Source organism: Pseudomonas violetae, from assembly GCF_023072615.1.
GTDB classification, from domain to species: Bacteria; Pseudomonadota; Gammaproteobacteria; order Pseudomonadales; family Pseudomonadaceae; genus Aquipseudomonas; species Aquipseudomonas violetae.
Genome location: NZ_JAKNRW010000003.1, coordinates 12542 through 33324 on the forward strand (window position 1 = coordinate 12542; position 20783 = coordinate 33324).

Consider the following 20783-nt stretch of genomic DNA (forward strand, 5'->3'; position numbering starts at 1 on the left):
GGACCGACTTGGCTTCGTCGCGAGCAAGCTTTGTGCCCACAGGTTCTCGGCAGTTCGCGATGTGTCTGCCCCTGTAGATAGCTGCCGAAGGCTGCGATCTTTCGATCGTCAACAAAAAGCCCCGCCTGATCAGATCAGGCGGGGCTTTTGTGTTATTGCGTGACGTTTAGTTCGAGCTGACGGCCGAGCGCGGGATGACCGGCTGGTTATCATTGGAAATGGTCACTTCAACACGACGGTTCATGGCACGACCTGAAGCGCTGCCATTCTCGGCAACCGGGTATTCCTTGCCATAACCCTGGGCAACAACGCGCGCTGGATCAACGCCCATTTTCACCAAGGCGGTGCGGACCGATCCGGCGCGGCGCTCGGACAGCGACTGGTTGTACGACGCGGTACCGGTGCTGTCGGTGTAGCCTTCGACGATCACTTTACGGTCCGGGTTTTCCTGAAGGAACTGCGCCAGCTTGTTGATGTTCACCAGGCCGCTGGATTTTAGGTCGGCACGGTCGGTTGCGAACAGCACATCACCGAAGGTCACCAGCGTACCGCGATCGGTCTGCTTGGCGTTCAGGCTGCTCTGCAGTTGCTTGATCTGCGCGTCACGGGCATCCAAGCGAGCTTGGGCACGTTGGGCTGCGGCGTTCTTCAGATTGGCTTCAGCGGTGCGCAGGGCGATGGTCTGCTTGGCCACTTCGACTCGCTGGTTGGTCAGGTAAGCCAACTGATCGACTTTCGACGTGTCTTCTTTGTTCAGGTAGGCCTTTTCAGCCTTGTCCAGGTAGTCACTGGCTTCCTTGGTTTCCAGCGCCGCAACTTTGCTGGCCTGCGGGTTGGTCTGCAGGCCGGTGTAGTTGGTGCGGGCGTTTTCCAGGTTCGTGTTAGGTGGAGTGGAACAGGCAGCCAGTGCAACGCTTGCGGCCAGAAGAGCGGGGATCATCAATTGTTTACGCATAATAAGTCGTCCTTTCTATCGATTAGAGCTTCAGGTCTGGGGTCTGGATGCGCGCTTACTGCACGGTGCGCTGGCTTTCCTGACGCAGTTCCTGAACACCTTTCTGAGAGTCTTTGACTGCCTGTTCGGCTTTCATTGCCTGGGCTTTGCGCTCTGCTACGCGGGCGTCCCATTCGGCTTGTTCAGCCAGAACCTTCGCTTCGTCGTACTTCTTGTCGTGCATGGCCAGTTCGGCTTGCTTGAGTTTGTCCTGAGCCGACTTCATTTCCACGGCGGCGAATTCGGTACCGCCAGCGCTGACGGCGCTATTGACGGCCGACTCAGTCACGGCGAATTGCTCGGTCGGCGGGTTACCGGCACAACCGGCCAGAACGAAGCTGGTGCCGATTGCCAGTGCAGCCATTTTCAGACCGCGCAGGTGGGTGGACGGGGATTTGGCGATGCTGGTCTTCATGGTCTTCAACTCCATTGGAAATACTCCTGAAAAACTTTGAAAATCCATCCTGGGCATGGAGCCGTACCATCGATGTTTGCAGGCGTTTTTAAACGGCCGTCCCAGGCGTGGTTACTGGGTACGACCTGAGGCTTTTTTCAAAAGTTCAGAAGAGATGGCCATTCGCCTGAAAAAATAACTGACCGATCGGTCATGGGTTCAGCGGAGGAACTTTTGCGGGTGAACGGGTGTATTCACAGGCTTTATGAGCCTCAAAAATAAGCTGATGGTGAAGTCAGGAGGGGGCTAATGTGGGCGTGAGCCTGGTCGCGATGCGATGGGCCAGACACATAAGTTTTGAATGTGCGGACGCCTTCGCGAGCAGGCTCACGCCCATAGGTTCGCAGCCGGTAAATCAATGCTTTGGCTTATCGCCACCGCTCGCCAGATCATGCAAATGACGCCGTGACAGCGCCAGAAATCGTGGGGTCGCGCCAACGTCTTCGTACAATGGGTCGCCTTCTTCATCGGTCGCCACGACGGTTGATCCTTTCACATACGGGAAGCTTTTCTCCAGCTCCTCCAGCGCGGCGCCGATCAGCTCTCCGAGCAGTTCTTCGGGTTGGCGTTTGGGGTACATTTCGGTGATTGCCGCCAGCCTGGCGGCAGCTTCCATGTCCAGATGAATCTTGTAGCCGGTGTCGGTCAGGCGACCTTTGGCATTTTCTTCCCAATGCTGGGCGAGCTCGCGAATTTTCATGACAACCTCATTGCGCGCCTGCTCGTGGCAGGCCTGAGAATATCCGCCAGTGAGCGGCGGCAAGCCGTTGTACGGCTTACTCTTCAGACTAGCCTCAACCCCAAAGGTTTACAGTCCCTTCGTCGTCTGCTTGTAAGAAACGGTCTGGAGCGGCACTCTTGAGTTTCTTGGCCGCCCGGATTTTTTGCTGGAGAACTGCTGATGACCGATATTGATGCACGCTTGCGCGAGGATGTTCACCTGTTGGGTGAGCTGTTGGGCAACACCATTCGCGAGCAGTATGGCGATGGCTTTCTCGACAAGATCGAGCAGATTCGCAAGGGGGCAAAGGCCGACCGTCGTGGTTCGATGGACGCCGAACTGAGCGCCAGCCTCAACCAGTTGAGCGAAGACGAACTGCTTCCGGTTGCGCGGGCGTTCAACCAGTTTCTCAACCTGGCCAATATCGCCGAGCAATATCAGCTGATTCACCGGCGCGACGAATCCCAGCCTGCACCTTTTGAAACCCGGGTATTACCGGAGTTGCTGGCGCGGTTGCGTGCCGAAGGCCATGGCGCCGAAGCCTTGGCGCGACAGTTGGGGCGGCTGGAGATCGAGCTGGTGCTGACGGCGCACCCGACTGAGGTGGCACGCCGCACCCTGATCCAGAAATACGACGCTATTGCTGCGCTACTGGCCGACCAGGATCATCGCGACCTGACCAGCGCCGAGCGCGAACATATCCAGGTCAAATTGCAGCGCTTGATCGCTGAAGCCTGGCACACCGAGGAAATCCGGCGCACGCGCCCGACTCCGGTGGACGAAGCGAAATGGGGTTTTGCGGTCATAGAGCATTCGCTGTGGCAAGCCATTCCGAACTATTTGCGCAAGGCCGACAAGGCCCTGCACGACGCCACCGGCCTGCACCTTGCACTGGAAGCTGCGCCGATTCGCTTTGCCTCCTGGATGGGCGGCGATCGTGACGGCAACCCGAATGTCACGGCGGCGGTCACCCGAGAAGTGCTGCTGCTGGCGCGCTGGATGGCGGCGGACCTATACGTTCGCGACATCGATCAATTGGCAGCGCAGCTGTCGATGCAGCAGGCCAGCGATGCGCTCAAGGCCAAGGCGGGCGACAGTGCCGAACCCTATCGCGCGGTGCTCAAGCAACTGCGTGAACGCCTGCGCGCGACGCGCAATTGGGCGCATGCATCCCTGACAACCAGCACCCCGACAACGGCTGATGTGCTGCAGGACAATCGTGACCTGCTGGATCCGCTGCAGCTGTGTTATCAGTCGCTGCACGAGTGCGGCATGGGCGTGATCGCCGATGGACCGCTGCTCGATTGCCTGCGCCGTGCGGTGACGTTCGGGTTGTTCCTGGTGCGCCTGGATGTGCGTCAGGATTCCTCGCGGCATTCGTCGGCTATGACCGAAATCACTGATTACCTGGGCCTTGGGCGCTACGAAGACTGGAGTGAGGAAGAGCGCATCGACTTCCTGATGCGCGAGCTGAACAACCGCCGGCCACTGCTTCCGGCATATTTCAAACCGTCAGCAGACACCGCCGAAGTGCTGGCCACCTGCCGGGAGATCGCCGCGGCGCCGGGCGCTTCGCTGGGCTCTTATGTGATCTCCATGGCCGGTGCCGCCTCGGACGTGCTGGCCGTGCAACTGCTGCTCAAGGAGGCCGGAGTGTTGCGGCCGATGCGGGTGGTGCCCCTGTTTGAGACCCTCACCGACCTGGATAACGCCGGCCCGGTGATCGAAAAACTGTTGCTTCTGCCAGGCTATCGTTCTCGTCTGCAAGGCCCGCAGGAAGTGATGATCGGCTACTCCGACTCGGCCAAGGACGCCGGCACCACGGCGGCGGCCTGGGCGCAGTACCGAGCGCAGGAACGCCTGGTCGACATCTGCCGCGAGCAGCAAGTGGAGCTGCTGTTGTTCCATGGTCGCGGTGGTACCGTTGGGCGTGGCGGCGGTCCTGCTCACGCAGCGATTCTGTCGCAGCCGCCGGGTTCCGTAGCAGGGCGGTTCCGCACCACCGAACAGGGGGAAATGATTCGTTTCAAATTCGGCCTGCCGGACATCGCAGAACAGAACCTCAACCTCTATCTGGCGGCGGTACTGGAGGCGACGCTGTTGCCACCGCCGCCTCCGGAGCCGGCCTGGCGCGATCTGATGGACGAACTGGCGGACGATGGGGTCAAAGCCTATCGCGCAGTTGTGCGGGAGAATCCGCAATTCGTCGAGTATTTCCGCCAGTCCACCCCCGAGCAGGAGCTCGGTCGCTTACCGTTGGGCAGTCGCCCGGCCAAGCGGCGCGCTGGTGGCATCGAAAGCCTGCGGGCGATTCCGTGGATCTTCGGCTGGACCCAGACCCGCCTTATGTTGCCTGCCTGGCTCGGTTGGGAAGCGGCATTGAGCAAGGCCCTGGAGCGTGGCGAAGGTGAGTTGCTGGGGCAGATGCGCGAGCAGTGGCCGTTCTTCCGCACGCGCATCGATATGCTGGAAATGGTCCTGGCCAAGGCGGACGCGGATATCGCCCGCTCTTACGACGAGCGTCTGGTGGAACCGGATCTGCTGCCATTGGGCGCGCATTTACGCGACCTATTGTCGCAGGCCTGCGCTGTGGTCCTGGGGTTGACCGGGCAGTCCCAACTGCTGGCGCATAGCCCGGCCACCCTCGAATTCATCCGCTTGCGCAACACTTACCTCGACCCGCTTCATCTATTGCAGGCGGAGTTACTGGCGCGCTCACGACAGCAGCCAGTGACTCAAGGCAGCCCGGTAGAACAGGCGCTGCTGGTGTCTGTGGCGGGGATCGCCGCCGGTTTGCGTAACACCGGCTAACATTTTTGCGATGGCGTCCGGCACCTGCGGCAGGTGGCGGATGCCTGCCGGCGAGTCGTGGGAAAGTTTGGTCAGGCGACAGTTAGTGATGGGGTTGCGACTTGGGGCACCCCGTCGCAAAGTCACGCAAGGCGCGGGTTTCTCCGACTTTCGGCGGCTTGTGTGGGCAGGAACTGCTGTGTATCTTGATCAGCCTTTGGCCGTTTGGGCGGTCACGACCCTATTTTTGAGATTGGCCCCATGAGGCGAATCTGACGTTATCCATATAAAAATTGAGGAGCACATCGATGCGCGTCATTCTGCTGGGAGCTCCCGGGGCTGGTAAAGGTACTCAGGCGAAGTTCATCACCGAGAAATTCGGCATTCCGCAAATCTCCACTGGCGACATGCTGCGTGCAGCGGTCAAGGCTGGCACCGAGCTGGGCCTGATTGCCAAGAGCGTCATGGACAGCGGCGGTCTGGTCTCCGACGACCTGATCATCAACCTGGTAAAAGAACGCATCAGCCAGGCTGACTGCACCAACGGATTCCTGTTCGACGGTTTCCCGCGCACCATTCCTCAGGCTGAAGCACTGGTCAAAGCTGGCGTGGAACTGGATCACGTGGTCGAGATCGCCGTTGACGACGAAGAAATCGTTCAGCGTATCGCCGGCCGCCGGGTTCACGAGGCCAGCGGCCGCGTATACCACACCGTCTACAATCCGCCGAAAATTGCCGGTAAAGACGACATCACCGGTGAAGAACTGGTGCAGCGCAAGGACGATACCGAAGAAACCGTACGTCATCGCCTGTCGGTCTACCATTCCCAGACCAAACCCTTGGTGGCCTTCTACCAGAAGCTGTCGGCTCAAACCGACGGCAAGCCGAAGTACAGCCACATTGCTGGTGTCGGTTCGGTCGAAGCGATCACTGACAAGGTGCTTGAAGCACTGAGCTGATATTCGCTTGATCTTCTACGGCCCGCTTGCGGGCCGTAGTTGTTTATACTGGCGCACTTTTTCTGACTCTCTTACGGAAACATCGATGAGCACCTTGCTGGCCCTGGATACCGCGACTGAAGCCTGCTCTGTTGCCTTGCTGCATGACGGCAAGGTCACGAGCCATTACGAGGTGATCCCGCGCCTGCACGCGCAAAAGCTGTTACCGATGATTCAGCAGTTGCTGGCAGACGCCGGGACCACTTTGCAGGCGGTCGACGCCATCGCGTTTGGCCGTGGTCCTGGAGCGTTTACCGGTGTGCGGATTGCCATCGGCGTGGTCCAGGGGTTGGCTTTTGCCCTGGATCGCCCGGTGTTGCCGGTGTCCAACCTGGCGGTGCTGGCGCAACGGGCCTTGCGCGAGCATGGCGTCAACCAGGTGGCCGCGGCTATCGATGCGCGCATGGATGAAGTGTATTGGGGGTGCTACCGCGAGACGGCGGGGGAAATGCGCCTGGCCGGCGACGAAGCGGTGCTGGCGCCGGAAACGGCGGCGTTGCCTGCCGATGCCAGCGGCGAGTGGTTTGGTGCCGGTACCGGTTGGGGATATGCCGAGCGCATTGGTGTGGACCTGGTCGGACAGGATGCGGGCATGTTGCCGCACGCTGAAGACCTGCTGACGCTGGCTCGATTTGCCTGGGAGCGCGGCGAGGCAATTGTGGCCGATGAGGCGCAGCCGGTTTATCTGCGCGATAAAGTGGCGACGCCCAAAGTCCGCTGACTCAGCACTATTCTGTGGCGAGGGAGCAAGCTCCCTCGCCACAGCGATCTTTCCGATATAGCCAATCGTCAGTTTGTAACTCCCATACTTAAACCTTTTGCCCTTTCTGTGTTCTAGTTATCACTCGGCAGTTTGCGAAGAGCCTTGCGCGCCACTAAACTGCCATCATCGATACCGAGCATGACTTTATGCGTATAGACGGCTTTTCCTCTCAGTCTTACCCCATCAAGCGCCAACAGCGTAAGAGCACTGTGGTGCAGGACGAGCCGGTCGATATAGACGGCGAGCTGGAATATCCCTCCGAAGAGCAGTTGGCTGCTCGCGCCGCCAAAACCTCTGCGCAACGCCTGAGCAACCTTCCGGCACGTCAGCAGGACATGATTTACCACCGGGCCATGAGCAAGAGCGTCGCGATGGCCCTGGCCAGCTACCTCAGCACTGCCGGTTTCGTTGATTGGGATGCCGATGTGCTGGGCCTTGACCTGTATATCTGATGCTGCTGCCGTATTACCTCGGATGCCCATCCTGGAGTGAAAACGCCTGGCGCGATTACTTCTATCCGCAAGATGCCCGGCCTGCCGAGTTCCTGACGCTTTATTCCCAGGTTTTCAACGCCGTAGAAGGCAATACGACCTTCTACGCGAGCCCGGCTGCCAGTACTGTGCAGCGCTGGGCCGAGACCATGCCCGAGCACTTTCGCTTCACTGCCAAATTCCCCGGCGACATCAGCCACAACGGCGACCTGCGTGAACAACTGACCGCCGCCGAGACGTTCCTGCAGTTGCTCAGGCCACTGGGTGAACGGGTCTCGCCGGTCTGGCTGCAACTGTCGAAAAGCTTCACGCCGCAGCGCCTACCCGAACTGGCCGGGTTCATCGACGGCTTGCAGCGGCCGCTGGCGGTCGAAGTGCGCCACCGGGAGTTCTTTGCCAAGGGTGACAGCGAGCGGATGCTCAATCGACTATTACGCGATCGCGGCGTCGAACGTATCTGTCTCGATCCACGGGCGCTGTTCAGCTGCACCTCGACTGATCCTGCAGTGCTCGACGCTCAGAATAAAAAGCCCAACGTGGCGACCCGCCCGGCTGCGTTCACGCAATGCCCCCAGGTGCGCTTCATTGGTCATCCGCACCTGGAAGCGAATGATCCGTTTCTGGCGCCCTGGGTGGAAAAAATCGCGCAGTGGATCGAAGAAGGGCGCACGCCTTATATATTCCTGCACACCGCCGACAACCTGCTGGCGGCGAAACTCGCGCAACGCTTCCACACTCATTTGATGCTGCGTTTACCTGGCCTGTCGCCTCTGCCTGAGCTATACAGAGAGCCCGCCGCCGAGCAACTGGGTTTGCTCTGAGGCGCGACTCGTCTTTTTCAGGAGCCTGCCAATGGATGCGCAAACCCTTCGAGCCCAGGCGTTCAAAGCGCTGCATGAACGCGACGAGGCTTTTGTCATTCCCAACCCTTGGGACGCCGGTTCGGCGAAAATGCTCGCCAGTCTGGGATTCCAGGCACTGGCCACCACCAGCGCCGGTTATGCCTTTTCCAATGCTCGCCCTGACGGCGGGCTGAGCCTGGATGACACCTTGGCCAATGTTCGGGCGATCGTCGCGGCCACGGATCTGCCAGTGGCAGTCGACCTGGAAAACGGCTTTGCTGATGATCCGGCCGAATGTGCGCAGAGTATTCTGCGTGCGGCAGAGGCCGGAGCTGTCGGCGGCTCAATCGAAGACGCGACGGGCCGCGAAGACGCTCCGATCTATTGCTTCGAACATGCTGTGGCGCGCATCGAAGCGGCTGTATCAGCCACACGCCGCCTGCCTTTCGCCTTCACGCTGACGGCCCGGGCGGAAAACTTCCTGCACGGCAATCCCGACCTGGCGGACACGATTCGTCGCCTGCAGGCGTATTCCGAAGCGGGCGCCGACGTGCTTTATGCACCCGGCTTGCGCAGTGCCGAGGAGGTGCTGGCTGTAGTTCGTGCGGTCGCGCCCAAGCCGGTCAATGTGCTGATGTCCGGCGGTCTCAAGTTGACGGTTGCGCAATTGAACGACATGGGCGTCAAACGCATCAGTGTCGGTTCGGCGCTGGCCCTGGCGGCCTATGGCGAGTTTTTCCGCGCGGCGCAGGAGATCAAGGAGGCCGGCACGTTTTGCTTCACATCAAGGTCCATGCCGTACGCCCAGGCCAATCAATTGTTCAAGGGCTGACGATGCGGCTGCGCTGGTGGTTGTTTTTACTGCTGCTAATCATCGGCGTAACCGCTGCGGGCGCCTGGCGTGGCTGGATCGCAGTGCCGCCGCAATGGAATCCCTGGGCACCGCTGGATGTTGCCGCTGCGCCGAATTTCCTAACTCGCTACAAGCTCATGCGCCTGCGCACCGATCCGCAGTTGTGTGCCCAGGCCCTGTCCAGTTCCGGCTTGCGCGTGAACCATCAAGCTGACAGTCCGGACGCCACCTGCCCGCTGATCAATACCTTGCGCATACAGGGTGGCGAGGTCGCCCTGAGCAGCAGCTTTCTCGCCAGTTGCCCATTGGCCGTATCCTTTGCACTATTCGAACGCCACGCCCTTCAACCTGCGGCTCAGGCGATCTACGGTCAGGCGGTGACGCGAGTCGATCATTTGGGCAGTTTCGCCTGTCGCAACGTCTACGGGCGCGAGAATGCGAGGCGCAGCCAACACGCGTCCGCCGATGCGCTGGATATGGCCGGTTTCCGCTTGGAGCAAGGGCGTACGATCAGTGTGCTCAAGGACTGGCCAAAGGATAACCGGGACGCTCAGTTCTTACGTCAGGTTCGCGATGGCGCCTGCGAGATGTTCAGTGTGGTCTTGAGTCCGGATTACAACGCCGCCCACCGCAATCACTTTCATGTGGATGTCGGGCCGTGGTCGGTGTGCCGCTGACGATCAGGCGGCGATGCGCAGGTTGTGCAGGACGATCGGGCGAGCCCAGCCGATATCGAAGTCGAAGTTTTTCTGCTGATCCAGCAGCTCTTCGGGCGAGAAAGGCGGGAAGGGCTTGTCCAGCAAATCCAGTTCGAACTCGGCAATCGGCAGGTGCAGCGGGCGCGGTTGTGGCGCCGGGCCGGCGTTTGCCAAGGGCTGGCCAGCATTGAACACAATCGGGCGAACCCAGGCGCTTTCGAAGTCCTGCTGTTTTTGCTGGGCGACGATTTCTTCTTCAGGGAACGGCGGGAATGGCTTGTCCGCCAGGTCCAGTTCGAACTCGGCAATCGGCAGGAACAACGGCTCGGGTGGGCGTACTTCGTGGTCCTGCACGTTACATTCGCGCTGGGAAACGATATGCGCCAACAGGTCGCTACCCACGGTGGGTTCGACCGGGCTGTCGAGATCTACCGGTGGGAAATCCAGCGAAGCCGGCAGCACATCTTCCTTAGACTGATCGGCCAGGGCCCGGGCAAAAAAATCCTGCCACAGGTGACTGACGCCGCTCAGTGCTTGGGAGTTTCGCAGGCTGTAATCGCCGTAGGGCGAGATGAAACCTGTGATGATGGGTTGAATGTCTGACATTTTTCTCGGTCGACGCTCAGCTCTGGCAAAATGCTCGATAGTTTTGTTATCGGCCGTTTTTGCCGATCATTAATTTTTTGAGTGGGTTTTCCATGATTGAGCAACCGGCGGCCTGCCGCATCCATGTAGAAGCCCTGGGCACGACCTTCCAGCCGCAGGCCGAACAATGGGCCGAACGCCTGGGGCTGCCATTGCAGGTGGACGACGCTGAGTTCGCGCTGCAGGTCGGCGAGCAGGGGTTGCAATTGCAACAACTGGGGCCCGATGTGCCGGGGCCGGTGCGGGTGGATTTTGTCGAAGGCGGTGCGGCCCACAGGCGTCTGTTTGGCGGTGGCACCGGGCAGATGATCGCCAAGGCGGTGGGTATCGGCCAAGGCGTGCGGCCGCGGGTGCTGGATGCCACGGCGGGCTTGGGCAAGGATGCGTTTGTATTGGCGAGCCTGGGGTGCGAGATGAGCCTGATCGAACGCCAGCCCTTGATCGGTGCCTTACTGGAAGATGGTCTGCTGCGTGCGGCGGAGGATTTTGATGTGGCGCCGATCGTAGCGCGCATGCGCTTGCTCAAGGGCAACTCGATCGAGGTGATGCGCAATTGGGAAGGTGAGCCGCCGCAGGTGATTTATCTGGACCCGATGTTTCCGCACCGTGAGAAAACTGCACTGGTGAAGAAGGAGATGCGCCTGTTTCGGCCGCTGGTGGGCGATGACCTGGATGCGCCGGCCCTGCTCGCAGCGGCGTTAGCCTTGGCCAGCCATCGGGTGGTGGTCAAGCGCCCGCGCAAGGCGCCGTGCATCGAGGGGCCCAAGCCCAGCCATGCGCTGGATGGGAAATCGAGTCGGTATGATATCTATCCGAAGAAGGCGCTCAAGTCCTGAGACCGAGTTGGGCCCTTCGCGAGCAAGCCCGCTCCCACAGGAGATCTGCGGTCTACCACGAATCCCTGTGAGAGCGGGCTTGCTCGCGAAGGCGCCGGTACCGACACCCACAATCTATGAGGCTGACCCCGGCCGATAAGCCCGCATAAACAACCCCACCACCTCCCGCACATGGCTTTCCGCTGCCTCCCCGGCCAGCGGCTCGCCGCAGCCATAAAGCAGGCGAAAATTCCCCGCACCCTTGAGCAGGCAAAAGAAGTGCTCGGCAGCGTTGCGCGGTTTATCGATGCTCAGCGCGCCGCTCTGGTCGATCCTGCCCAGCAACCGCTCCATGCCATGTAGCATGCGCTCCGGACCGGCTTCGAAGAAGATCAGGGAGAGCTTCGGATCCTGGCTGCCCAGCGTCATCATCAGGCGGTGCAGGTTGACCGATTCATCGCTATTGATCAGTTGATGAAAACCACGGGCAATGTTCAGCAGCACCGTCTCCACTGCGATGCCATCGGGCAATTCAAAAAACAGCGGCGGCAGCTGTTCTTCGCATTTGGCCACGACGGCGGCGGAAAATAGCGTCTCCTTGTCGTTGAAGTGGCTGTACACCGTGAGCTTCGACACTCCGGCCTCGGCTGACACCGCGTCCATGCTGGTGTTCGCGTAGCCGTTGCTCAGGAACAGGCTTTTCGCCGCATCGAGGATCGCTTGGCGTTTGGCCGGATCCTTGGGGCGACCAGGGCCATTGGGGGCTGAAAGATTGTTGGACATTCTTCGCTTTAATACTGGACTGGTGAGTTTGCTATTAATAACATACCGCTCAGTATAATTATTCCAAGCACCATTAGCGAAAGGTCCTTCACCATGTTCCGCTATGCCTTGCCCCTCGCGTTGCCAGTCGGTCTGGCTTTTTTATTGTCCGCGTGCGGTCACGAGGAGGCGCCTCAGGTCACTGTGCGACCGGCCATGATGGTCCAGCCAGAGCCTTCGGCGCAGGCAATGGAAAGTTATCCCGGTGAAGTGCGGGCCCGTTACGAGCCGGACCTGGCTTTCCGTATTGGCGGCAAGGTGATTCGACGACTGGTCGAGGAGGGGCAGCGGGTCAAGGCCGATCAGCCGCTGGCTGAACTCGATCCCCAGGATGTACGCCTGCAACTGGAGGCCACCCGCGCCCAGGTCGCGGCCGCTGAAGCCAATCTCAATCTGGTGCGAGCCGAGCGTGATCGCTACAAGACCCTGATGGATCGTCAGATGGTCAGCCGTTCGGCGTACGACAATTCCGAGAATCTCTACCGATCCGGTGAAGCGCGCCTCAAGCAAATCAAAGCCGAATTTAACGTATCGACCAACCAGGCCAGCTACGCAGTATTGCGGGCTCCCCAGGACGGCGTGGTGGCCAAGCGCGCGGTGGAAGTCGGGCAGGTAGTGGCGGCTGGGCAAACCGTATTTACCCTGGCTACTGATGGCGAACGTGAAGTCCTGATCAGTCTGCCGGAACAGAGTTTTGGCCGGTTCAAGGTGGGCCAGCCGGTGTCCGTGGAACTCTGGACCCAACCTGACCAGCGTTTTGCCGGGCGTATCCGTGAGTTGTCGCCTGCGGCCGATCCAAAGTCGCGCACCTTCGCCGCGCGTATTACCTTCACCGCCGGTAAAGTGCCCGCCGAACTCGGCCAGAGCGCCCGGGTGTTTATCCAGGCCGCTGACGTAGTATCGCTGTCGGTGCCGCTCTCGGCCGTGACCGCAGAAAACGGCGCCACCTATGTCTGGGTACTCGGCGCCAACAACACCCTGAAAAAAGCCCCGGTGCGGGTCGGCGCCTTCGGCGAGAAGACCGTGCCGGTGCTGGAAGGCCTGAACGCCACTGATTGGGTAGTCGCCGCCGGTGTGCATGTGCTGCATGACGGGCAGCAGGTGCGCCCGGTGGACCGCTCCAACCGCGTGATCAATCTGGCGGACAAGGAGTAATTCCCCATGGGCTTCAATCTTTCCGAATGGGCGTTGCGTAACCGCCAGATCGTGCTGTTCCTGATGCTGTTGCTGGCCGTGGTTGGAGCGCTTTCCTACACCAAACTTGGCCAGAGCGAAGACCCGCCGTTCACCTTCAAGGCCATGGTGATTCGTACCAATTGGCCGGGCGCAACCGCCGAGGAGGTCTCGCGGCAGGTCACCGAACGCATCGAAAAGAAATTGATGGAAACCGGGGAGTACGAACGGATCGTGTCGTTTTCCCGTCCGGGTGAGTCCCAGGTGACTTTTATCGCCCGGGACTCCATGCACTCGGTGCAGATTCCCGAGCTGTGGTATCAGGTGCGCAAGAAAATCAGCGACATTCGCCACACCTTGCCCCCGGGCATCCAGGGGCCGTTCTTCAACGATGAATTTGGCACCACCTTCGGCAACATCTACGCCCTGACCGGCGATGGTTTCGACTACGCGGTGCTCAAGGACTACGCCGATCGCATCCAAATCCAGCTGCAACGGGTTAAGGATGTGGACAAGGTCGAGTTGCTTGGCCTGCAGGACGAGAAAATCTGGATCGAGCTATCCAACGTCAAACTCGCCACCCTCGGTTTGCCCTTGGCTGCGGTGCAGCAAGCTTTGGAAGAACAGAACGCGATGTCCACGGCGGGGTTCTTCGAAACCAGCAGCGAGCGCTTGCAACTGCGGGTTTCGGGGAATTTTCAGTCAGTTGATGAGATAAAGAAGTTTCCGATCCGGGTGGGCGATCGTACGTTCCGAATTTCCGATGTGGCTGACGTACGCCGTGGTTTCAACGACCCGCCCGCGCCACGTATGCGCTTCATGGCGCAGGACGCCATCGGCCTGGCCGTTGCGATGAAGGGCGGCGGCGACATTCTGGTGCTGGGCAAGGCGCTGGAAGTCGAATTCGACCGCATCCAGCAGAACCTTCCGGCGGGCATGCAGTTGCGCAAGGTCTCGGACCAGCCCGCCGCGGTGAAAACCGGTGTAGGTGAGTTCATCCAGGTCCTGGTGGAAGCCCTGGCGATCGTGTTGCTGGTGAGTTTCTTCTCCCTTGGCGTGCGCACCGGCATGGTCGTGGCGCTGGCGATTCCCCTGGTGCTGGCGATGACATTCGCCTGCATGTATTACCTCGGCATAGGCCTGCACAAGATCTCCCTCGGTGCCTTGGTGCTGGCGCTGGGCTTGTTGGTGGACGATGCGATCATCGCCGTGGAAATGATGGCGATAAAAATGGAACAAGGCTTCGACCGGATCAAGGCGGCCAGCTATGCCTGGACCAGCACAGCGTTCCCGATGCTCACCGGCACGCTGATCACCGCGGCCGGCTTCCTGCCGATTGCCACGGCGCAATCGGGGACAGGTGAGTACACCCGCTCGATCTTCCAGGTAGTGACCATCGCGCTGCTGGCGTCCTGGGTCGCTGCCGTCGTCTTTGTACCCTACCTGGGAGAAAAGCTCCTGCCTGATCTGGCTAAAATTCACGCAGCCAAACATGGCAGTGGCCAGCCGGATCCTTACGGCACGCCTTTCTATCAGCGGGTGCGGCGCCTGGTGGAGTGGTGCGTGCGCTGGCGCAAGACGGTGATCGTACTGACTGTGGTGTTGTTCATTGCCTCTATTGCGTTGTTCCGCTTTGTGCCGCAGCAATTTTTCCCGGCTTCCGGTCGCCTGGAACTGATGGTCGACCTGAAGCTGGCCGAGGGCGCATCCCTGAGCAATACCGCCGAGGAGGTCAAACGCCTCGAAGCGCTGCTGAAGGATCATGCCGGCATCGATAATTACGTGGCCTACGTGGGCACCGGGTCACCGCGCTTTTACCTGCCGCTGGATCAGCAACTGCCCGCTGCGAGCTTCGCCCAGTTTGTGGTGCTGGCCAAGACCATCGAGGACCGCGAACCCCTGCGCACTTGGTTGATCGAGACCCTAAACGAACAGTTTCCGGCGCTGCGTTCGCGCGTTACGCGCCTGGAAAACGGCCCGCCTGTGGGTTATCCCGTACAGTTCCGGGTCACCGGCGAACACATTGAGGAAGTGCGTGCCCTGGCGCGCAAGGTCGCGGCGAAAGTGCGCGAGAATCCGCATGTGGTCAACGTGCACCTGGACTGGGAAGAACCGAGCAAGGTGGTGTACCTGAACGTCGATCAGGACCGTGCCCGGGCGCTTGGGGTGAGCACGGCGAGTCTGTCGAAATTCCTCCAGAGTTCCCTTACCGGTTCCAGCGTCAGCCAGTATCGCGAAGACAACGAATTGATCGAGATCCTGCTGCGCGGCACCCTGCACGAGCGCACCGAGCTGTCATTGCTGCCGAGCCTCGCCGTGCCGACCGACAACGGACGCAGCGTGGCGCTGTCGCAGATCGCGACCCTGGAGTATGGCTTTGAAGAGGGCATCATCTGGCACCGTAATCGTCTGCCCAACGTCACGGTGCGCGCTGATATCTATGGCAAGGAGCAACCGGCGACCCTGGTGAAACAGATCCTGCCGACCCTCGACCCGATTCGCGCCGAACTGCCGGACGGTTACCTGCTGGATGTCGGCGGCACCGTCGAGGATTCGGCCCGCGGCCAGAACTCGGTGAAGGCCGGCGTGCCATTGTTTATCGTGGTGGTGCTAACGTTGCTGATGCTGCAACTGCGCAGCTTTTCGCGCACGGTCATGGTGTTCCTGACCGCGCCGCTGGGGCTGATCGGCGTGACGCTGTTCCTGTTGGTATTCCGTCAGCCGTTCGGGTTCGTCGCGATGCTGGGGACCATCGCCCTGTCAGGGATGATCATGCGCAACTCGGTGATCCTGGTAGACCAGATCGAACAGGACATCGCCGCCGGACTCAAGCCTTGGCAAGCGATCATCGAAGCCACGGTCCGGCGCTTCCGGCCGATTGTGCTGACGGCGCTGGCGGCAGTGCTGGCGATGATCCCGCTGTCACGCAGCGTGTTCTTCGGGCCGATGGCGGTTGCCATCATGGGAGGGTTGATCGTGGCGACAGCGTTAACGTTGTTGTTCCTGCCGGCCTTGTATGCGGCATGGTTCCGTATCAGGAAGGACCCGGCCTGATCCTCCCCTGTGGGAGCAAAGCTTGCTCGTGATCGATGCTACGCGATTTCACTCGCAGATCGCCTCAGGGCTATCGTCGGAACGCCACCCGCAGCAAGCTTTGCTCCCACTGTTTACAGGCTGCCAAACACCTTCTTCGCCAAACTGGTCGCCGCAGCGGCCGGGTTGTTGCGGATGGTTTCTTCCTGTTTGCCAATCATCTCGAACAGGCCATTCAGTGCCTGTTCGGTCACGTAACCTTCGATGTTGGCGTTCTTGGCGTCCAGTACACCCAGAGTAGCCGCCTGGCCGGCGAAGGCGTTGTATTGCTTGGCCAGGCCGACCTGGTCGGTGGCTTGCTTGACGATGGGCAGGAACTTGACGCGGATCTGTTCGCGACTGGTTTTGCTCAGGTACTGGGTGGCCGAGTCATTGCCGCCGCTGAGGATGCCCTTGGCATCGTCGACCGTCATCTTCTTCACCGCATCGACAAGAATCGGCTGGGCCTGGACCACGGCCGTTTCAGCGGCCTTGTTCATGCTGGTCTCCAGTTGATCGACCTGGGCACCCATGCCGAACTGTTTCATTTTGCTGGCGACCTTGCCCAGTTTGCCCGGCAGCTCGATTTTCACTTCCGGGTTGTTGCTGAAGCCGCCCGGAGCGCCGAGTTGTTTGACGGCGAGCTGGGCGCCCTGGGTCAGGGCGTCCTTGAGGCCGCCGGTAGCGTCTTTTTGCGACAGGTCATTGAGCGACAGCGCCATGGCGTTGGCGCACATCAGCAAGCCTGCACAGAGGCCGGTGAAGCGGAGGGTCATGGGGTGCATGGCGGCTTCCTTAAAGGTAATAGTGCGTTAGCGAGCGGCGTCTACGCGAATCTTCAACGGCTGCGGATCACTGCCATCCAGTTTCACGGCGTGATTTTCGGTGGTGATGAACAGTAACTGGCCATCCACTTCGATGCGCGCGCTGACCGAGTAACGATGCCCAGGCTTGACCTGCGCCGGATCGTAGCTCAGGTGAAACGGCAGCGGCACCTGGCCTTTGACCGGGCCTTTCTGTTCGTCGAGGACTATCGCTGGCGCGTCGGCCAGGGAGACGTCCTGCAAGCTGACGCTCAAGGTGGCGGTCGGCGGCAGGGCGATGCGTTGCAGGTAGAAAACTTCGCCGTCGAGGCTGGTTTTTGCCGCGGGTTGCATTGATTGACAGGCGCTGAGCAGGGTGGCTGCGGCCAGGAGCGAGAGTTTTTTCATGGGGGGTCTCCATTCTAAATGTGGGAGCAAGCCCGCTCCCACACGCGGGTTTCTTCATGTCTCAGGTTGAGCGGGTGGCTGATCCGCCGCATCTTCACTGCGGTGCAGCGCCACTTGGCGGATCGACAGGCGAATCTCGGCCGGTAACACCCGCTTCGCCGCGCCTTCGGCCAGTTCGCCAAGCAGCTCGTGATAGCTCAGCTTGCCGGCTTCGTCACGGCGCAACACGTCAAGGTCGAGCAGAGTCTGGATGAAGTGCCGGAACAGGCTCTTGTCGAAGAATTCCGGCGCGTTCAGCCCGTGCAGGATCGACAGGCGCTGGGCCATGACGGTGCACAGGTCTTCCAGTTCTTCGGCGCTGATACTGTGCTGACCGCTGTTGAGCAGCAGGGACACGGTCATGTAGAAGCGCTGCAAGGTCTGGGCGATGCTCTTGGACAGTAGGGTCAGCAACACGAAGTGCCGCGAGCTCGGTGCGGGGCGCAGGTAAACATTATTTTCGAATCGTAACAGACCTTGCTCGACGAACGCCTCAAGCCATTGATCGACCACCGCATCCAGCTCGTCCAAGGACCAGCGGATGAACAGCTCCGACTGCAGGTATGGATACAGCGCGCGGGTATAGCGCAGGATCTGCTCCCGGCTCATGCGCGAGGCGCTCTGGAAGAAACTGGCTAGTAGCGCGGGCAGCGCGAAGATATGCAGCACGTTGTTGCGGTAGTAGGTCATCAGGACGGCGTTCTGCTCATCCAGATACAGGATCTTGCCCAAGGCATCGCTCTGCTCGGAGAGCAGGTCCATGTCCTTTACGTGCTCGATCAGCGCCCGACCATCGCCTTCCGGCAGGGTGGTATGCGGCGAGTACGGCACTTTGCGCAGTAGCGCCAGGTACAGGTCGAGCACCCGCGCCATGGCGCGGTCGTCCAGGGCCAGGCGGCTGGTGGAGAGCAGCGCGAGCGCTACCAGGTTGACCGGATTGATTGCTGCCGCTTCGTTCAGGTGCTGCGCAACTTTCTCGCCAAGGCGGTTGGTGGTTTCGTTGAGCCACGCCGGTTTGAACTGCGGGCCGAGCGCCTGCTGGCGCCAGTCAGGCTGTTCGCTGTCGAGGAACTCCGCCAGCTTGATCGGCTCGCCGAAGTTGACGGCCACCTGACCGAAGCGTTGCTTGAGGGCGCCAATGACCTTGAAGATGTCGAAGATCGACTCCTTCTTCTTCGTGGCCCCACGCAGCTCGCCCAGATACGTGCGGCCTTCCAGTACCCGCTCGTAACCGATGTACACCGGCACGAAGACGATAGGCATCCGCGAGGAACGCAGGAAACTGCGCAGGGTTATCGCCAGCATCCCGGTTTTCGGTTGGAGCATGCGCCCGGTGCGTGAACGGCCCCCCTCGACGAAATATTCGACCGGAAAGCCTTTGGTGAACAGGGTATGCAGGTATTCGTTGAACACCGAGGTGTAGAGCGGATTTCCCTTGAATGTGCGGCGCATGAAAAACGCCCCGCCGCGGCGCAATAGGCTACCGATCACCGGCATGTTGAGGTTGATCCCGGCGGCGATGTGCGGCGGGGTCAGGCCATTGCGGAACAGCAGGTAGGACAGCAGCAGGTAATCGATATGGCTGCGATGGCACGGCACATAGATGACTTCGTGCCCCTGGGCGACCTTTTGCACGCCTTCGATGTGGTTCACCTTGATCCCGTCGTAGATCTTGTTCCAGAACCAGCTCAGCACCACTTCCAGGAAGCGGATCGCGGTATAGGTGTAGTCCGAGGCGATCTCGTTGCCGTAGCGCAGGGCCTGGGCTTTGGCTTTTTCCGGGGAAATGTTTTCGCGCTCAGCTTCGTCGAGGATCGCCTGCTTGACCAGCGGCTGGTTGAGCAGACCCTTGACCAGGTTGCGACGGTGGGAAATGTCCGGACCGATCACCGCAGCTTTCAGGTTGCGAAAGTGTACCCGCAGGATTCGCTGGGCCATGCGCACTGTACGCTCGTGGCCCTTGTTGTGGTCAATCAACTCACGCAAGTGGATTGGCGCGGAAAACTGTACCCGGGTCTTGCGCCCCAGCACGATGATGCTGAGCAACCGGCGCAGGCGCCCGGTGACGGCCCAACTGTCGGCGAACAGCAGTTTCCAAGGGCTCGACTCGCTGTCTGGTGACTGGCCCCAGAACACGCTGACCGGAATGATCTGCGCGTCTTCGGCGGCATTCTGGCTCAGGGCACTGACCAGGCGGGTCAGGGTCGGCGGCGCGCCACGCTTGTCCTGGCGGCCAAGCCAGTCGGGGTCGGGCGTCAGGTAAAAGAACGCTGCCGGTTCCAGCAGGTTGCCCACCGACACCGGCAGGACAGGGCGCGGCAGGCCGGCCTTGGTGCATTCGGCATCGACCACGGCAAGATCGGTCAGCGAAGGGTTTTGCAGGACGTAGAGCACCGGCCGGCTGCGGTCGAGGTTGAGGGTGAACGACGACTGGTTGATCGTCTCTGAGCGAACCCAGAGGTACAGCAGTCGGCGCAGGGTGCCAAACACTAGACGGCGGAACGGGGAGCGGGTCATACGGCTTCTGCGTGAGTGAATGAGACCAAGCATTTGCTCGGGCGGCCGATAGTGTGCCGGATTCATCGAAAATCGGCAAAAAAGCGGGTAAGTAAAGTTGCGTTGAGAGTTTTCCGGGCTGTCATATACTCGCCCCTCAACAATAAAAAGAAGAGGTACGATTCATGGCAACGCGCGAGACCGGCAATGTGAAGTGGTTCAACGACGCCAAGGGCTACGGCTTCATTCAGCGCGAGGACGGGGTGGACGTGTTCGTGCACTACCGCGCAATCCGTGGTGAGGGACATCGTTCGCTGGCTGAAGGTCAGCAGGTTGAATATGCGGTGGTGACGGGGGAGAAGGGGTTGCAGGCTGAGGATGTTGTAGGTCTGTAAAAGCATTCTTCAGATCACACCAGACCCTGTGGGAGCGGGCTTGCCCGCGATTGCGGTGTATCCGTCAACATCATCTACGACTGACAGAGCGCATTCGCGGGCAAGCCCGCTCCCACAGTTTTTAAACGGTTTTCCAGGTGATCTCTTCTTCACCATCGGCGCTGATACGCATCCAGCGATCCGCCGACTCTTCGCCTTCTTCCTCGACCCAGCTTCCCGGTGCGCAGCGCACTTCGACGTTCAGCGCGGCAAACGCAGCGCGGGCGCAGGCGATGTCGTCTTCCCATGGGGTCTGGTCGCTTTCCAGGTACAGGCTGTTCCATTTCCCTACAGCCTTGGGCAACCAGGTCACCGGGACATTGCCGGCCGTGCACTTGTAGGTCTGGCCCTTCTGGACCCAGTCGGTGCACGGCCCCAAGGCTTCGCCGAGCCAGGCTGCGACAGCCTTGTAGTCGACGTCAGCGTCTTTCAGGTATATCTCGATATCGGGTTGGCGCATGGATGTCCTCAC

20 protein-coding genes are annotated in these 20783 nt (G+C 60.4%); 11 read left to right on the forward strand and 9 right to left on the reverse strand.

Annotated elements, in window-relative coordinates:
* Nucleotides 1–166: 166 nt before the first annotated feature.
* The 3 genes from lptF to L9059_RS04400 all read right to left on the reverse strand — a co-directional run bounded on the left by lptF (nt 167) and on the right by L9059_RS04400 (nt 2148).
* On the reverse strand, nt 167–955 hold the full coding sequence (gene lptF, locus L9059_RS04390) for a lipotoxin F family OmpA-related lipoprotein LptF (protein WP_247288359.1): 789 nt from the start codon (nt 953–955) through the stop codon (nt 167–169).
* A 55-nt stretch (nt 956–1010) separates the two neighbouring features.
* Nucleotides 1011–1424, reverse strand: coding sequence for a DUF4398 domain-containing protein (locus L9059_RS04395; RefSeq protein WP_247288361.1), 414 nt, complete (start codon nt 1422–1424; stop codon nt 1011–1013).
* A 379-nt stretch (nt 1425–1803) separates the two neighbouring features.
* Entirely contained in the window at nt 1804–2148 is a 345-nt protein-coding gene (locus L9059_RS04400) for a pilin assembly protein (protein ID WP_247288363.1), read from the reverse strand.
* A 201-nt stretch (nt 2149–2349) separates the two neighbouring features.
* Between L9059_RS04400 and ppc the strand changes: the two genes are divergently transcribed.
* From ppc to L9059_RS04435, 7 genes are all read left to right on the forward strand, one after another.
* Nucleotides 2350–4980, forward strand: coding sequence for a phosphoenolpyruvate carboxylase (gene ppc / locus L9059_RS04405; RefSeq protein WP_247288365.1), 2631 nt, complete (start codon nt 2350–2352; stop codon nt 4978–4980).
* Between the two features lie 287 nt (nt 4981–5267).
* Nucleotides 5268–5918: an adenylate kinase gene (adk, locus tag L9059_RS04410; protein ID WP_247288376.1), complete on the forward strand. Its 651-nt coding sequence runs from the start codon at nt 5268–5270 to the stop codon at nt 5916–5918.
* A gap of 85 nt (nt 5919–6003) precedes the next feature.
* On the forward strand, nt 6004–6678 hold the full coding sequence (tsaB, locus tag L9059_RS04415; RefSeq protein WP_247288377.1) for a tRNA (adenosine(37)-N6)-threonylcarbamoyltransferase complex dimerization subunit type 1 TsaB: 675 nt from the start codon (nt 6004–6006) through the stop codon (nt 6676–6678).
* 188 nt (nt 6679–6866) lie between these two features.
* On the forward strand, nt 6867–7172 hold the full coding sequence (locus L9059_RS04420; RefSeq protein WP_247288379.1) for a hypothetical protein: 306 nt from the start codon (nt 6867–6869) through the stop codon (nt 7170–7172).
* A complete protein-coding gene (locus tag L9059_RS04425; protein WP_247288381.1) occupies nt 7172–8032 on the forward strand; it encodes a DUF72 domain-containing protein in 861 nt (286 codons plus the stop codon). The genes L9059_RS04420 and L9059_RS04425 overlap by 1 nt, the downstream gene beginning before the upstream one ends.
* Before the next feature lie 31 nt (nt 8033–8063).
* The gene (locus tag L9059_RS04430; RefSeq protein WP_247288391.1) at nt 8064–8885 is read left to right on the forward strand and encodes an isocitrate lyase/PEP mutase family protein; all 822 of its coding nucleotides are present in this window, start codon (nt 8064–8066) and stop codon (nt 8883–8885) included.
* A gap of 2 nt (nt 8886–8887) precedes the next feature.
* Nucleotides 8888–9583 (forward strand): extensin-like domain-containing protein, encoded by a 696-nt coding sequence (locus L9059_RS04435; protein WP_247288408.1) that lies wholly within the window; start codon nt 8888–8890, stop codon nt 9581–9583.
* 3 nt (nt 9584–9586) lie between these two features.
* On the opposite strand, the gene L9059_RS04440 is transcribed toward L9059_RS04435, so the two are convergent.
* Complete coding sequence (locus L9059_RS04440) at nt 9587–10210, reverse strand: energy transducer TonB (protein ID WP_247288410.1); 624 nt, start codon at nt 10208–10210, stop codon at nt 9587–9589.
* Nucleotides 10211–10302: 92 nt separating this feature from the next.
* Between L9059_RS04440 and L9059_RS04445 the strand changes: the two genes are divergently transcribed.
* Nucleotides 10303–11085, forward strand: a complete 783-nt coding sequence (locus L9059_RS04445; protein WP_282615336.1) for a class I SAM-dependent methyltransferase — start codon at nt 10303–10305, stop codon at nt 11083–11085.
* Nucleotides 11086–11199: 114 nt separating this feature from the next.
* Here the strand turns inward: L9059_RS04445 and L9059_RS04450 are convergent, their stop codons facing one another.
* Nucleotides 11200–11847, reverse strand: a complete 648-nt coding sequence (locus L9059_RS04450; RefSeq protein WP_247288412.1) for a TetR/AcrR family transcriptional regulator — start codon at nt 11845–11847, stop codon at nt 11200–11202.
* A gap of 93 nt (nt 11848–11940) precedes the next feature.
* Between L9059_RS04450 and L9059_RS04455 the strand changes: the two genes are divergently transcribed.
* The gene (locus tag L9059_RS04455; RefSeq protein ID WP_247288413.1) at nt 11941–13041 is read left to right on the forward strand and encodes an efflux RND transporter periplasmic adaptor subunit; all 1101 of its coding nucleotides are present in this window, start codon (nt 11941–11943) and stop codon (nt 13039–13041) included.
* A 6-nt stretch (nt 13042–13047) separates the two neighbouring features.
* Nucleotides 13048–16113, forward strand: a complete 3066-nt coding sequence (locus L9059_RS04460; protein ID WP_247288415.1) for an efflux RND transporter permease subunit — start codon at nt 13048–13050, stop codon at nt 16111–16113.
* Between the two features lie 113 nt (nt 16114–16226).
* On the opposite strand, the gene L9059_RS04465 is transcribed toward L9059_RS04460, so the two are convergent.
* From L9059_RS04465 to plsB, 3 genes are read right to left on the reverse strand one after another with little or no spacing between them, the layout of a single operon-like run.
* Nucleotides 16227–16916, reverse strand: a complete 690-nt coding sequence (locus L9059_RS04465; RefSeq protein WP_247288417.1) for a DUF4197 domain-containing protein — start codon at nt 16914–16916, stop codon at nt 16227–16229.
* A gap of 27 nt (nt 16917–16943) precedes the next feature.
* Nucleotides 16944–17342: a YbaY family lipoprotein gene (locus L9059_RS04470; RefSeq protein ID WP_247288426.1), complete on the reverse strand. Its 399-nt coding sequence runs from the start codon at nt 17340–17342 to the stop codon at nt 16944–16946.
* A gap of 54 nt (nt 17343–17396) precedes the next feature.
* Nucleotides 17397–19898, reverse strand: coding sequence for a glycerol-3-phosphate 1-O-acyltransferase PlsB (gene plsB / locus L9059_RS04475; RefSeq protein ID WP_247288436.1), 2502 nt, complete (start codon nt 19896–19898; stop codon nt 17397–17399).
* Between the two features lie 164 nt (nt 19899–20062).
* Between plsB and L9059_RS04480 the strand changes: the two genes are divergently transcribed.
* Nucleotides 20063–20272, forward strand: a complete 210-nt coding sequence (locus tag L9059_RS04480; protein WP_010462862.1) for a cold-shock protein — start codon at nt 20063–20065, stop codon at nt 20270–20272.
* Nucleotides 20273–20393: 121 nt separating this feature from the next.
* Here L9059_RS04480 and L9059_RS04485 read toward each other — a convergent pair whose 3' ends face one another.
* The gene (locus L9059_RS04485; RefSeq protein ID WP_247288438.1) at nt 20394–20771 is read right to left on the reverse strand and encodes a hypothetical protein; all 378 of its coding nucleotides are present in this window, start codon (nt 20769–20771) and stop codon (nt 20394–20396) included.
* Nucleotides 20772–20783 lie beyond the last annotated feature (12 nt).